Here is a 13,960-nt window from a genome sequence, read left to right as displayed (position 1 = left end):
TTGCTACCTACTTCAGTTCAATCTTAATTACCAACCATTAGTAAAATGCTCTATCACGGGCTTTCACCTTCAGAAGAATCCTCTCCTTTGCCCCTATCATCATTTCTCAAAGAATGAACAAGCTCAAACAATGAATGTCCTAACTTTCCATCTAGCAGGGATTGAATAAACAACATACTGCTTGCAGAAAGCATTAGCTTGTTAATATCTTCTACATTGCCATTCGGAAAATTGTAGATATTGGAATCTCCTAGAATTCCAGCTTGGGGAGCTAATGCTTGAGCAATTTCAATAAATTTGGGTAACTCAGGGAGTATCTCTCGGATCAAATGCACTGTGCGGTCAGCATGGGTAGCTGGTATCAACTTGTAGCGCATACTATCTGCATTTGCTAAACGTTCGATAACTTTTGCTTCGTTCTCGACTGAATCAGCAGCTATTTTTGCCTTTAGTTGTTCACGTAAAGCTTTGGCTTCTTCAATCGCTGTAGTAAGGCTTTCTTCTGTTTTGGCACGCTCAATCTCTTGTTTTAATCTTCTTTCTTCTTCCTGGATAATTGAGATTGTGGCTTTGATCTCAGCTGTTTCTATTTCTTGATGAACTTGATTTCTGAAGGACTCTATCTTTTTTTTGATTTCCAACTCTTTGGTTTCAATAATTTCTCTCTGCAATAATTCAGCGATTTCTAGTTCATTTTGTAATTCTTTTTCTTTATTGTGTCTGTATAGTTCAAGCTCTAGTTCGTGATTAATTTTTCCTTTTTCAATTTCGATCTTCCTTTTTTCGATCCTTTCCAAAGAGTCACTTATCTCCAATTCTTTTATTCGCATGTCTTTACCAGCATCCAGCTCAAGCTCCTGTATTTTTTTTCCTGCAGTCACTTCTTCTTCTCGAGCTTTAATAGTTGCATCTTGAATGATCTTTGTTCGATATGGAATTGCCTGAGCATCAAAATAATTATTGGCTACATATTCAGAACTTTCATCAATTTCACCAATGACGATATCTCTAACCTTCAAACCTAAAATACCTAAAGCCTCTAATTTTTCTAGCTGCTTTTTAGCTTCATCACCAATATCTGATCTATTTCTATAGAGTTCATTTAGTGTTTCTGCTTTACTAGCCTCTCCTCGAATCACAGACGCTGCGCGCTTTTTTACCGCTTTCTCAACAGCTACTGCTGAAACACGACCCCCAAACAAAAATTCTTTAGCTTTATGTCTATCTTTAATAAAGACATAAATAGTTGCTTGCACATTAGATCGTAGATTATCTAGAGTGCGAATATTAGAGACTTCTATATCGACAGCAAATTCTTGATTGATATCAACTTCTTGAATTGGTTCTCTTGAACGTAATGCTTGAAAAGCTTTTATGAACTGGCCTTTTCTAGGAAAGAGCTTAAACAGAATTAAAGTGATCACAAAAGTGATCACTAAAGTGATCCCCGCAGTCAATGCTATTGGGACTAAAGGAGAATTCTCATGTTGCTGTTGAGAGGAAGAATCCGAAGTAAACTGCGCCACATTGAAAAATTTAATTTGATTAGTTTCCATTACCATTTTTTCGTAGAGCTAGTTGGTAGCATTACAGTAGTTATAAGTTGGGTAGCTATAGCAACAAAATTAGTAAGTTATAGAGAGAAGGACATAACGCCTTGTGTATGGGCATTGGTTCCAAAGCTGATGGTCATAACAGAACTACTTGGCACGATTATCTCCTTGTGATTGCTGTACAAGCCCACGAAACAGAAACTGACTATTGCTCAACAATTTGGGATAAGTAGCTGCTTTGAGGCACATTGCTCTTCAGAGCGATCAAGGTTTAGACTGCAGAACAATCTAGCATTTCAATTTTCCCGTTTTTATTCCCAAAGGGGGATGCATGGAGTTCAAATTGATGTATCTAAAATCGCATAAAGTCTATTGGTGTCAGTTAAAACACTTAAAAGTTAACAAAACCGGATTAGAGCTTGCCGAGAGGACTCCTACAGATACTCATTTCGTCCAGGAGGTAGGCAACGCTTCTACCGGGTGTAATCAGGATAAATGTTTTTTGGTGCCACCAACTCTTGAAGCCTTTGCTTAGTCAGATTTCTAGAATTAGCTATTTTCTATGCAAATTCCAGCGAGGAGGCACGTAGAATCAGTCCTTCTTAGCTTTTGTGGCACCAAATTACAGCTATCCTGATTGCACCTCTTGAAACAGTTATACCGAAGTCATTGATAATGAAGGTCCCCAACCCATATCTGATTCCTTCTGGCTTTCAAACTCAGCTAATCGGAACGTTCAAAGTACCTTCCAACTACTGTTCTCTTCGGAAGTAGTGGTGATTGGTGGAGGGATCTCTGGTGTGAGTGCTGCATACTGGTTAGGACAACTCGGCGTTGAGACGGTGTTGTTGGAGGGGCGAGGACTAGCGGAAGGTGCAACTGGACGAAACGGAGGACATTTAGCACCCGGTTCATTCTTACTTTGTAGTCAAGCGCCCCGTTAAGCAACCATTATTGTTTTGATGAATTTAGATTAGCTGTACAGTATCTAATTTGACATCTAGGGAAGGTCTGGTAAAGGTCTGATAAAAGTCAGTTTTGATAGAAGAATTAGTCAGAACTGGGTACTCAAAGGACTTCTAGAGATTTTTAGAAATGCCGTTACCTAAAAAGGAAAAAGCTTGATTCTCAGTATTGAAATTGAGCTACGTTAAATTTTGTTTCACATATTAACAAGATTACGTAAGTTCCGTTGTCTCTTCAGCTTCTGATTAACTAAAAAGTTAATATCTTTGAAAAATTTTGGAAGTACCAAAGTAAACTCTAGACTTGGAACACTAGCTGAGGCTTGGAAGCCGGTATTTTGCAAGACCAGTAATGAAAGCTTTGCATGGTCTGCGATCTCACTTCTGTTAATCAACCAAGGGAAAGTTCGGGGTAGTCCGATGAACAACTTTGGGTTGTGTCGCAAAAACTTATGTTAAGCGACAATGCAGATGACGGGTAATGACGATGCCCTTGGCGGGTTGTCACCTTGCATCGATGAGATCGCTCATTGCCATTTAGAGTGCAAACCGCACCTGTAAATAGAAAGACACTATTGGGCAATTCCTGTGGAAAAGGAGAAGCCAATAGTGCCTAGAAAAACAATTAAAAGTTATTAACCACAGTTCCATACGGATAAGAACCATGAGTGAAGCGATCTTCGTTCAAAACGGACAACAATTGATTCGTATGGAACCCGATGAGTATAGTTGTGAAGAAGACTTCCAGCAGTTGCTTACAGACTTCCCTGATCTTCTCGCTGGAGAACAAATAAATCGCACCAGTCCCCGTCGCTGGCTGTTTATCTCCCGCGAAGCAGCGATTCCTTCAGAAGAAGGCGGAGGCGATCGCTGGTCGCTGGATCACCTGTTTCTTGACCAAGATGCAATTCCCACCTTAGTTGAGGTCAAGCGTAAGAGTGATACGCGGCTGCGTCGGGAGGTTGTTGGGCAGATGCTAGACTATGCTGCCAATGCTAGTCTTTACTGGTCTAGTGACATCATTCAAAGCCGTTTCATTGAAACGACCCAGCGACAAGGGTACGAGGCTGATCAAATCCTTGCTGATTTCTTAGGTGGAGCTCAAACACCAGAACATTTTTGGCAAACTGCACAATTGAACTTACGGAGTGGGAAGATTCGTCTTATTTTTGCTGCTGACTGGATTCCCTCAGAGCTTCAACGGATTGTTGAATTTCTCAACGAGCGGATGAACCCAACTGAAGTTCTTGCCTTAGAAATCCGCCGGTACAGTGGAGGGGGTCTGAGTACTCATATCCCTCGATTGATTGGTCAAACAAGCGTAGCACAAATCATCAAACAGCCAGGATCTGTTGCTACCACTCCTCGAAAGATATGGAATGAAAGCACGTTTTTTGAAGATGCGGCTCAGCACCTTGAGTCTTCACAAGTAGAGGTTCTTCGTAAAGTTCTGGATTTTTGTAGGAACGAGTGCGCTGCAAAAATCGATTGGGGAACCGGTCAAACCTACGGTTCCTTCAATCCTAAATTTAGAGGCATTAGCAACCGTTCCCCTATTACGGTTTTATCGATTGGGACTCTTGATCTCAAACTTAGTTGGCTATCCGATTCTTCAGAAGCGATTGCCTTTCGAGATATTTTTTGTAGGAAATTAAAAGATGCAGGGCTACCGCATGAGTTTAGTGACACTCAATATTCATCTTCTATTCCCATCCAGGAATGGAGCCAGTGGAGCGATCGTTTGCTTGAGGTCCTTTGCTCTGCCCTCAGCGAACAGCAAAGTGGTTTGAATGCTATATAGGAACGGTAGGAACTCCTGTTTAAGGTACAGCTCTGTGATTAATTTGGGAATTCTAGTAGAAACCGTTTAACCTATAAAATCTCCTTATGAAGGGGCAATTGCGATATTAGACAATCAGTTCTCATTCAATAGACAGTAACGGTCTTTCAATCCCCATCTTCTCGCTCTGACGGCTTCTAATGCTTTCAACTGATCTTTTATTCGCTTGGTCTAACTGGCAACCATTAGAGGGCTGCTGGCGCGGTTCTTTGATTCTATCAAAGCCAGGGCTTTACCGAATTCGTCGTTGCGGTAGGTCAGACTTAGACTACATCGGGCAGACCGGTTCAGGCACAATGACCTTGAGAAAACGGCTAGGGATGTTGAAAGGAGTTTACGCAGATGTAATGCCGTACCGTGACCCACATACGGCTGCTCCCGCACTTTGGGCACTGCGTCATCATCTCAACTGTATGTTTGAAGTGTCGGTTTTACCTCTGCAAGGAGACACTTCATGGCGCAAAGGTCTAGAAGCCTTGGCGACTAGTTTGTATCGCCAGCAGGAAGGGCGATCGCCAAACGTAAACTTTGGCAGGATTTTAGAGGGCTATTCCATCTCGTCCTCCAATAACAAAAGGTTGGTAGACGCAGGAAAGCGGTTTCGAGGTGGTTTAACCAACCGAACGGAAGCGAACCATCTTCCCAGTATGCCTCCCGTTGGAAGCTTAGTGGATGATCCGCGCTCCTTAAATTGGTGTGGTCATCAATGGTCGCAGTGGCAGCCTTTATCAACAGTGGTGCAACAGCTTCCAGCGGATAAGTACGGGCTATATCGCCTTCAGAGTGCTCATCAAACTGGATTAGTCTATATTGGTCAGGGGCTTGTAAAAGCAAGGTTAAACATTCATCTCAAGAAGGCATCAAAACCTCCTGAAAAACAAGATAAGCAAGGGGAAGTATTTACCTCTGCAGAACCTCTGGAATGCTCTTGGGTACTTAATCAGGACTGGCATCTCCATCAACGCTTGGAATTGGAGAATGATCTGATTGCTTCTCACCTTCTTGTAACTGAGCAAGTACCTGCTGCTCAGTTTATGGGATAGGAGTATTGATAACCCATGATTTGAATCATTGGCTTTATTCTCTTTCACAACTTGTGGAGTTACAAAGCTTTAATTAACTCTACTTTAGAGCATTAATCTCCTTGTCTTTTATTACGCTGAAGGTGCATAAACCAACTAATTGCTATCTGCTATTTATTAAATGTGAAAAAAGTAATTTTCTTCAATATTGGTTGGATGGATTACTATCAGGGAGTTACTGGTAGGGACTCTCTTCAGAAGGGTGGTAAGTTTCCCAACGAGAACGAATACGGCTATGAAATTTTCAACTTCCTGCCGTTCAATGGACATATGTACGGTTATGTTCAACCTAGTGGTGCAGGTGACTACTTTAGTCGATCAATTAATATTGACAACTTGGATGCATCTAAGCAAAATTCAGTTGACAACGTTTTATCTGTTTGGCTAGCAAGTCATCCAGAAAAAGGCGGTACCTGCTGGGTTATAGGTTGGTACGAAAACTCAACAGTCTACCGCACTTATCAGCACGCACCTGTTAATTCCGATAGAAGTTTTAGAGATTCTAAATCTCAATTTGGCTATTGGGTTTCAGCAAAAGAAAAAGATTGTGTATGCTTGCCTATTGATAAAAGAACTTTACAAGTCCCCAGAGGTAAAAATGGGATAGGGCAATCAAATGTTTGGTACGCTCGGAGCCCAGAAAAAACTACTGTAGAGTTTCGTGAAAAAGTAGAACAATTAGTTCTCCATTATCGAGCTTCAGAAGTTATCCAATTAATTGGAGTTCGGCAAAAATATGACCAGGATTTTGTTGAAGTTAGCACCTTAGAAGATGCAAAAGAGCGAGTGTTAGCATCGATAGTTCGCCGTCAAGGGCAATCCCAGTTTCGCCAAGAGCTTATAACAGCTTATAAAGGAAAATGTGCTATTTCAGGTTGTGATGTGGAGCAAGCTTTAGAAGCAGCACATATCATCCCATATAACGGCATACAGACTAATAATACTTCTAATGGATACTATTAAGAGCTGATCTACATACTCTATTTGATCTAAAACTAATTACTATCAATCCAAGTAGTATGAAGGTTTTAATTTCACCTGAATTAATGGGGACACAATATGAAGATTTTGAGCGAGAAGAACTAATGGTTCCTGATAATATAGCTGATAGACCAAACACAGAAGCAATTAAAAGCCATTATGAAAGATGTACATGGACAAAATAAATCGAGACTGTACAGTTTTTGGTGTTGTCATTAACTTCTATTTCACTTTTGTGTCGTTCTCTTTCCAAGTTTTTGCATTTCTTTGCGATTACCTCAGCCAATTGCCTCAAAACCTACACACCAACGCTTATAGCTTCATCAACCCTTGAAAAAGGCGATCGTTGCTCTTCTTCTCTCTTCTTCGATCTCTGTTGGACTTCTTTATCTCTTCCATTGAGTTTCATTGCTATAGTCACTCCTCTCCTAATAGCTCTCGATTCACTCATAACCTCTAACGCGCACTATGCTTCGGTTCTAGCTCTTCCCACGTCTGTTAAGAAAGATACGACTAATGCGTAGCATTTGGCAAGGAGCATGGATGTGAGCTTAAAGATAACCGTATTGAACAAGGGGTTGGCGAGGGGACGACCGGAAATTTATCATACAGATCAGGGGATGCAGTATACGGCAAACGAGTATGTGAGATTGCTGCAACAGCACGGCGTCAAATTGAGTATGGCAGAGGTCAAACAGGCATGGCAGAGCGGATATGCAGAGCGATTAATGAGAACGATCAAAGAGGAAGAAGTTGACTTTTTGGAGTATCGGAATTTTACAGAATCGTATGAACAGATTGAGCAGTTTTTTGGGAATGTGTATATGAAGAAGAGAGTACATTCATCATTGAATTATCTAATACCGGATGAATATGATAAAGAGATGGAATGAACAACAAAAGAAGAATGTGATATAAAAGAAACACTTCCTTAAAGTCTTCTATTTTCTGTCCGAATCCAAGAGTCACTTCAGTTTGTCTTCTTCGCCGCTCTGCCGCGGGGAAGCTATCCCTACTAGATTGAACACTCCAAATCTCGTGAGTTTGCTTTTGAGCAATATATAAAAGTTTCTGACAACGTTAGAGGTGCTAGAACTGCGCAAGTAACAGCCGTAATTGAGGAACTAGAAAAACTGAAGTTACCGCCCATTGAACAAGCAAGTGGCAGCCCATTACTATTACCGTCTTTGTCGCCATTACCATCACTGTAGAATTCAACTTTTAGTAAAATGTCTTCATTTCTGCAAAAAATTTTACGTACATTCTTGTGCTGCTTACTACTTTCTCTTATAAGCTTCAGCACTATCTCTAGCTCCGTTCTAGCATCTGAATTAGAAACGGAAATCGTAGATGCTACAGGAAGAGGGTGTCCTGAAGGAATGAATTTTCTTAATGTGGCGTCTGGGGGCGGTATTAGTTTCATATTTAAACAATTCTCAATCAAGGCTGAGTCAAAATCAACAAAGCGTAATTGTAAGATTAATGCAAAGTTGCTTGTGCCTCAAGGAAGAACTGTTTTTGATATAAAAGGGAGTGTAACTAATGGACATAATCTCCTTAGTACAGCAAATGGTAAAGCAGTTGTAGAAGCTCAAGTTTTTCTTGAAGATGTTGTGCGGCCTGTTATTAGTCGTCAGCTGAGAATAGACGACATACGTCCAGATGGTGTAAGCGAAGTGCTCATTGAAATGCCTCTTGATGAGCAACTGCCTAACTTATTGAAACAAAGCATCTGTATGAAAACAAGTCAATCTGACTATACATTACCTATTGTTGTCAATATTTCGCTAGAATCAACAGTCAATGGAGTTGGTTCAGCAATGGTTGATGCCTTTGCATTGACATTTTCCGAAGAGACATGTGGGCTCTAAGTAGGCATTGAGCTGAAATACATGCAAATCAAAGCCGAAGTATCTGTACCGAGCAGTGGATTCCCGAGGCAATACCTTGGACTTTATGCTGAGCGCGAAATGGGATAGCAAGGCAGCGGCAAGGGTTCTGTCGAAAGAATTTTCAATAACGAATGATCCACATCATTCACGTTGCTTTATGCAACAATTCCAAAGATTGATTCAATAAATCTTACTTGAGATACGCTATCCCCTTGTTTAACTCCTTTCACTTGCCCTTTTCTAATCATATTCATCGCCTCAATTCCGCTCAAGGTTCTCCTCGCACTATTGAATGACTGGAACCCCATCATCGGTTTCACAATTCGCTTGATCTGACGATGATCCTGCTCAACGATGTTGTTCAAATATTTGTTCTGCCTCAATTGAGTCTCTTTTTCAATCGTCTCCTCTGCTTTGAGCGCATCCATTGCCACCAGGTACGCGGCATTCTTGTCCACATTGATGACTCGCGGTGCTTGCGTGTATTAAATGTCAAGCTCCTGGGGCTCTTCTCAGCTTTTGATACTGCTGGCGAAACATTGCTTAACGAATGAAGCCGTCTCACCAAGAATCGCTTAAGTTATCTGAAAGTCAGTAACATCAGGGAATTCGCTTAATGTCACTACATCCACAGGCGCAATACGTTGTGCCCCCAGAAACTGCTAAGGTTGCTCATGCTATTTTCCCAACTGGCAACTTGTGTGTCAAGATGGCAGCGACCTTGCACGAATTTTTTAGTGATCAACACTTCAATATCCTTTACCCAGATCGAGGGCAACCTGCCATCTCGCCTGTGAGATTAGCTCTAGCAACCCTTTTGCAGTACCTTGAGGGATTAACAGACCGACAAACAGCAGATGCTGTACGTAGGGTCGGCAGCCCGTTTGACTACCGCTAGGATGCCCAGTACCTGCCGTAGGATTGGTTCTGTCACTCGGGAGAATGCGCGAAAGCTGAGGCGCTGAAGGGAGACTGATCCACAGCCGCGATCCCCCAGCAGAAGGGCTTGGATTGGTAGAGGGTTTGCCTAGCCTCTTCAACCAGGGTGACAGGAATTGTCGTTCAATCCTTTTGATTTCCCAACCCACTGCGTTTAGGCTTCACAGCCAATGCCGTCTTTATCTCTATCAAACTTGTGGGGGTCAGGTTGCAACACTCTAAAGTTGGTGGCACTGACATCGGCACAATCGAGATCCGGTGGAGCAGGAGCAATGCAAACATCTGGGTAACTCGGATCACAGTTCTGCTGTGCCCTGCTAGGTTGAGCAAATAGCAGCACTAGACTAACGGTGAACGCGAGTAACGCATACAAAAAATTCTTCATCTCTTTCTAAACCCTAACTTTCAGCGTTTAGCGTGCCCAGAACTAGAGAGCTCTAAACAACGGTGGGATACGCGGTAATAATGCAACCCAATATGGCAGAGCTAATCGGAGGAGGAAGGCGATCGCTCTCCTCTTCCTTTGCCTCAATTCCCAATGACAACAAGAGGCAGGATTGAGGAAACAAACCTGGGAATTCTAGAGCGTTACTGTTCCCTTGTTTTTTGTGAATGGCATTCTACAGAGAGTCCAGGTTAGTCTATCGCAGTACTGCTCAGAAGCACTCCTGGGAATCCGACGATCAGCAGCTATGGAAAGGAAGAGAGCAACCTTACTCCTGACCAGATGCAGTCTGTCATGGAGTGTACTGCCGCAAAAAATTTCAAAACGCTATCTAAAGTGTTGTAGTACGTGTGTTTCAGATCTACTCGTAGTGCTTCCAAATTTTTTGATTAATACAGAGCTTCGTTTAACCCAAGCGTATCTCTAGAAGACCTTTGAGGAGCTTTGCAGAGTTAGAATTTACACCAACTGCGCAACCTTGATCAAGATCATGGCAAGTAATGTCTATATAGACAGGAAAACAAGTCACAGAAGTAGAACAACAGCCTTTTGAGGGGAAGCGTACTGAATAGGTAGAAGCCTCAGCACATTTTCAAACTCAAAAGCTATCGTTAGCCTAGATCCATAGTGCTTTACACTACAACTTACTGAATTTAAAGCAGTGAAATTCCTTTTAGATACCAACATCATCATTCCCGCAGAACCAACCTCATTAGAAAATATTGAAACTGATACACCATTAATTACCGAACTCCTGCGACGTTTAAGCGAAGGCAAGCAAGAGTTTTACATTCATGATGCATCTAAATTCGAGCTAAGTGGGGATAAGAATAAGCAACGGTGGGCAATGCGGAAAATTCTGCTCGATAAATACCCATTACTACCTAACCCTCCAACAGTAACAAAAAGAATTCAATCTGCCTTTACAATCGACAACCTTAACAAACATGACCGGATCGACTTGATGCTTTTGTCTGCTGTAGATGCAGATGCAGTTGATTACTTAGTAACAAGCGATATAGGACTAAGGAAAAAGGCAGCTCGATTAGGGTTGGAAATGAGAGTTGCAACACCTGATGAAGCTATTTCAATCGTCCGAGCGCTCTTTCCAGTTACACCAATTCCACCTCCTGCTGTTCATAGTCGTTATGCTCACGAACTAGACATAGAAGAGCCTATCTTTGACTCTTTTCGATTGGACTACCCAGAGTTCAATGAATGGTTCAGAAAATGTAAGCTGCAACATCGCCCCGTTTGGACGATTGCAACTGAGACTGGTAGCATTGGCGGAATTTGTATCATCAAACCTAATGACCATCCGGAGTACGAGGAAATACCAATACCGAGTTTAAAGATATGTAGTTTTAAAATTGCTGAGAATTGCCGTGGCTATCGTTTTGGTGAACTGTTGCTGAAAGCAGTTTTTGATTACGCAGATCAGAACCAACAATCGTCAATCTATATCACAACATTTGAAAAGCAAGTTGAACTTTTAAATCTTTTGGAGAACTTTGGTTTTAAGGTTCTATGTACATCGGATAGAGGTGAATCTGTGCTTCTCAAAGTACTAAAGTTTTCAAACACAGACTACAAATCTTTAACTCCCTTGGAGTTCAATATTAAGTTTGGACCTAAACAGGTTAAATTTGGTGGAACAAATGCATTTTTGATCCCAATTGTCCCCAGATATCATCAAATTCTTCTTCCGGAGGCAGAAGCACAATTAGAATTTTTACCAGGACAGCACCCCTTTGGAAATGGAATTCGTAAAGCTTATTTATGTCATGCGAAAATAAGACAGATTTCTTCTGGAGATGTCGTATTTTTTTACCGATCAGGAAAGTATAGTGGTATTACTACATGTGGAGTAGTTGAAAATGTAATTGTTTCTGACAATTCTGACGAAATTGCGCGTTCTGTTGGTAAAAGAACTGTTTACACTTATCCTGAAATTGAGAGCTTGTGCAATAGAGGTAAAGTACTTGTAATTCTTTTTCGCTTATCTTTCTCTACTACTGAACCGATTTTACTAAAAAAACTACTAGAAGAAAGAATTATCAAGAAAGCCCCACAATCTATCATTAGCTTGTCTTCCGAATCAGCAATATGGTTAAAAGAGCAGATAACAACATAGTATTAATGTCAATCCATCCAAAGTTTGCACGATTAATTCTGGAAGGTAAAAAAAAGGTAGAATTTCGCAGAACAAGTTTTGCATTTCATGTTTCCTACGTCGTTATCTATGCAACCACCCCAATTAAAAAAGTAGTTGGATATTTTGAAGTCAAAAGAATTCAAGTTGCAAATCCAGAAGAGTTATGGCAACTCTATAGTGATGTTGGGGGTATTGAGCATCAGGTTTATCAGAATTACTACAATGATCTTGATAAAGGGTTTGCTATAGAAGTGGGTAGGGTTTATCAACTCAATAATTTTCTCTCGTTAGATTGCATTTCAACATCACTAATTGCTCCACAAAGTTACATGTATTTAGACAAAAATCTGTTTAACTCAATCAGACTAAATCAGAATCTTTTTTAGCTTTAGTATGGATCAGTTTTAATCCATAAAGACAGATCGAAATCCACCCTGCTCAGTTCAGTTCAAGCCAATGCTGTTGTGGCTGAGTAGTAAAACTTGCGCAATTAGCAAATCAGTTGCACGCACTTTAGACTTTTGGAGCCACTATTATTTGAGGCTTTTAGATCTTTAAACAGATCAAGTCAAGGAGCATCAATCTCCTACTCTTGAAGCTCGAAACGTTTGATAGCGTAAGGTCAGGGGTTTACGCCATTCATTTACTAATTGCGCCAAATCATTTGCTTATCCACATAGATCTATCTGTATAGGTAGTGGAATTGTCTTGCCGCCAATAACAGAATTTACATTTTTCAGTAGGACTACCTTATCTAGCAGTAAATGGGAGTTTATCAATGGCATTTTGTCCCTATTAGCTGCAATTCCTACAGGAATCTACACAGGATTTAACCGTGACAAATACCAAGGTGAGTGTTGCTGGGTTAATTAAAGCCTTACAAAGCTTGATAGGAGGATATCAAGCTGCCAAACAGTAAATGAAAGTCAAATAGAAATACGGTTTAATGAACCTGAAACTCGTCTAAAAGGCTTGGGTGACGGAAGCGATTTTCAAATGATAGATGGTGTACTCGACAGGCAAAACGAGAAATAGGCTTTGTTCATTAAGCAGACTACTAATGCTGCTGAAATTATTAACCAAGGTTGTTAGTGGGCTTGCAAAGGTCACTTGCATTTACTCAATTAAAACACCTATATAGATAGCCTATACTGTGAGATCATCTAAACGAGCATAGAATGAATAGAGTATGGACAACAAAGCTCTTGTTTTGAGGGAAATTGAAGAGAATGAGCTTTACGCTCTGATTTTAGCAAAGGGACATTACGATACTGCTATTGCCTGGGGGAATGTGCATCTGTATTTAGGAATGCCAAATACTACTTTTGCTGCGTTAGCGGGTGCTTCTGCTTTATCAAGTTTTGATAATAGCAACTTGATTGCAGGGATATTATCAATTATTGCCGCCATATTGGCAGCAGTGTCAACTTTCTTAAATCCATCGGATCGAGCCAAGTCCCACTTAAAAGCTAGCCATGACTTTGAACGTTTATACAAGAGAATAAAAATGTTGAGAATTAATGCCTTTGACGATGCGGTAACGATGCAAGAGCTAGCACCGAAATTCGACGCACTTCTAGAGCAATTTTATGATTTAAGAGATGCAAGTCCTGCTGTTCCTGATTGGGCTTACCGCGGTGGAGCGATGGAAGCAGAAGTAATACGTGGAAAGCAGAAACAGACTTGAGTTTGTTAGTACTACTTTTACCATTTATCCTAGCAGTATTCCTTTAGAACGAAGAGGTTAGTTCGCTGAGTTGATGAACGATTGCTCTCCTCTCACGTTTCTCCAAACAACGCTAGCTATTGAGAACTAAACAAGCTTTAAGCAAAGTTCTTATTGATTGTGTCGTTTGCTGCTCCTATTGCTTCAACAATCAGGTACGACAATTTCTACAGAAAAGCGATCGCCAGTATAAGAAACGATCGCCAAAGATGTTCTACTTGAAGACTACTCAATCTTCTTAATTACCTCTAATTCCTACTCCAGGAATAGGTACAGCATACGTGATGTTTCCTATTCTCTGTGAAATAGAATTAGCTTGCTTAACACGGATGTTATATTGATCAATTGCAAAACTGTAGTTTGAGTAAAAAGCTTCGTACTC

Annotated in this window: 10 protein-coding genes and 4 pseudogenes; 11 read left to right on the top strand and 3 right to left on the bottom strand. The window is 40.9% G+C overall.

From position 1 onward, the window contains the following. Positions 1-53 precede the first annotated feature (53 nt). On the bottom strand, positions 54-1,556 hold the full coding sequence (locus tag H6F88_RS00980) for an SPFH domain-containing protein (protein WP_190640889.1): 1,503 nt from the start codon (positions 1,554-1,556) through the stop codon (positions 54-56). A gap of 770 nt (positions 1,557-2,326) precedes the next feature. On the opposite strand from H6F88_RS00980, the gene H6F88_RS32535 reads away from it, so the two are divergent. The 7 genes and pseudogenes from H6F88_RS32535 to H6F88_RS33785 all read left to right on the top strand — a co-directional run. After that, positions 2,327-2,497 carry an FAD-dependent oxidoreductase gene (locus H6F88_RS32535; protein ID WP_206756415.1) on the top strand — a complete coding sequence of 57 codons (171 nt, stop codon included), beginning with the start codon at positions 2,327-2,329 and terminating at the stop codon, positions 2,495-2,497. Positions 2,498-3,182: 685 nt separating this feature from the next. Then, positions 3,183-4,319: a hypothetical protein gene (locus tag H6F88_RS00970; protein WP_190640888.1), complete on the top strand. Its 1,137-nt coding sequence runs from the start codon at positions 3,183-3,185 to the stop codon at positions 4,317-4,319. A gap of 248 nt (positions 4,320-4,567) precedes the next feature. Further along, the gene (locus H6F88_RS00965) at positions 4,568-5,401 is read left to right on the top strand and encodes a hypothetical protein (RefSeq protein WP_190640887.1); all 834 of its coding nucleotides are present in this window, start codon (positions 4,568-4,570) and stop codon (positions 5,399-5,401) included. Positions 5,402-5,563: 162 nt separating this feature from the next. Further along, positions 5,564-6,403, top strand: coding sequence for an HNH endonuclease (locus H6F88_RS00960; protein WP_190640886.1), 840 nt, complete (start codon positions 5,564-5,566; stop codon positions 6,401-6,403). 542 nt (positions 6,404-6,945) lie between these two features. Then, positions 6,946-7,314 (top strand): annotated as a pseudogene (locus H6F88_RS00955) (integrase core domain-containing protein); the annotation flags it as partial. A 336-nt stretch (positions 7,315-7,650) separates the two neighbouring features. Then, positions 7,651-8,292 (top strand): DUF4360 domain-containing protein, encoded by a 642-nt coding sequence (locus tag H6F88_RS00950; protein ID WP_190640884.1) that lies wholly within the window; start codon positions 7,651-7,653, stop codon positions 8,290-8,292. Positions 8,293-8,329: 37 nt separating this feature from the next. After that, a pseudogene (locus tag H6F88_RS33785) lies at positions 8,330-8,500 on the top strand (DDE-type integrase/transposase/recombinase); the annotation flags it as partial. On the opposite strand, the pseudogene H6F88_RS00940 reads toward H6F88_RS33785, so the two are convergent. Then, positions 8,469-8,780: pseudogene (locus tag H6F88_RS00940) on the bottom strand (DDE-type integrase/transposase/recombinase); the annotation flags it as partial. The pseudogenes H6F88_RS33785 and H6F88_RS00940 overlap by 32 nt on opposite strands. A gap of 149 nt (positions 8,781-8,929) precedes the next feature. On the opposite strand from H6F88_RS00940, the pseudogene H6F88_RS00935 reads away from it, so the two are divergent. Next, a pseudogene (locus tag H6F88_RS00935) lies at positions 8,930-9,181 on the top strand (transposase); the annotation flags it as partial. A gap of 225 nt (positions 9,182-9,406) precedes the next feature. Here H6F88_RS00935 and H6F88_RS00930 read toward each other — a convergent pair. Further along, a complete protein-coding gene (locus H6F88_RS00930) occupies positions 9,407-9,637 on the bottom strand; it encodes an excalibur calcium-binding domain-containing protein (RefSeq protein WP_190640881.1) in 231 nt (76 codons plus the stop codon). Between the two features lie 721 nt (positions 9,638-10,358). On the opposite strand from H6F88_RS00930, the gene H6F88_RS00925 reads away from it, so the two are divergent. The 3 genes from H6F88_RS00925 to H6F88_RS00915 all read left to right on the top strand — a co-directional run bounded on the left by H6F88_RS00925 (position 10,359) and on the right by H6F88_RS00915 (position 13,539). Next, positions 10,359-11,831 carry a GNAT family N-acetyltransferase gene (locus H6F88_RS00925; RefSeq protein WP_190640880.1) on the top strand — a complete coding sequence of 491 codons (1,473 nt, stop codon included), beginning with the start codon at positions 10,359-10,361 and terminating at the stop codon, positions 11,829-11,831. Continuing rightward, entirely contained in the window at positions 11,804-12,238 is a 435-nt protein-coding gene (locus H6F88_RS00920) for an ASCH domain-containing protein (RefSeq protein ID WP_190640879.1), read from the top strand. The genes H6F88_RS00925 and H6F88_RS00920 overlap by 28 nt, the downstream gene beginning before the upstream one ends. An 803-nt stretch (positions 12,239-13,041) precedes the next feature. After that, the gene (locus tag H6F88_RS00915; RefSeq protein WP_190640878.1) at positions 13,042-13,539 is read left to right on the top strand and encodes an SLATT domain-containing protein; all 498 of its coding nucleotides are present in this window, start codon (positions 13,042-13,044) and stop codon (positions 13,537-13,539) included. The last annotated feature ends 421 nt before the right edge of the window (positions 13,540-13,960 follow it).

This window comes from Oculatella sp. FACHB-28 (assembly GCF_014696015.1).
Taxonomy (GTDB): Bacteria; Cyanobacteriota; Cyanobacteriia; order Elainellales; family Elainellaceae; genus JAAUTN01.
The sequence above is the reverse complement of the archived record's forward strand: the minus strand, read 5'-3'. Positions and strand labels throughout refer to the sequence as shown.

Bases quoted from the DNA above. Each gene is read 5' to 3' on its own strand.
- H6F88_RS00970 (WP_190640888.1), top strand. From the start codon at position 3,183: ATGAGTGAAGCGATCTTCGTTCAAAACGGACAACAATTGATTCGTATG.
- H6F88_RS00920 (WP_190640879.1), top strand. From the start codon at position 11,804: ATGGTTAAAAGAGCAGATAACAACATAGTATTAATGTCAATCCATCCA.
- H6F88_RS00930 (WP_190640881.1), bottom strand. From the start codon at position 9,637: ATGAAGAATTTTTTGTATGCGTTACTCGCGTTCACCGTTAGTCTAGTG.
- H6F88_RS00980 (WP_190640889.1), bottom strand. From the start codon at position 1,556: ATGGAAACTAATCAAATTAAATTTTTCAATGTGGCGCAGTTTACTTCG.
- H6F88_RS00915 (WP_190640878.1), top strand. From the start codon at position 13,042: ATGGACAACAAAGCTCTTGTTTTGAGGGAAATTGAAGAGAATGAGCTT.
- H6F88_RS00950 (WP_190640884.1), top strand. From the start codon at position 7,651: ATGTCTTCATTTCTGCAAAAAATTTTACGTACATTCTTGTGCTGCTTA.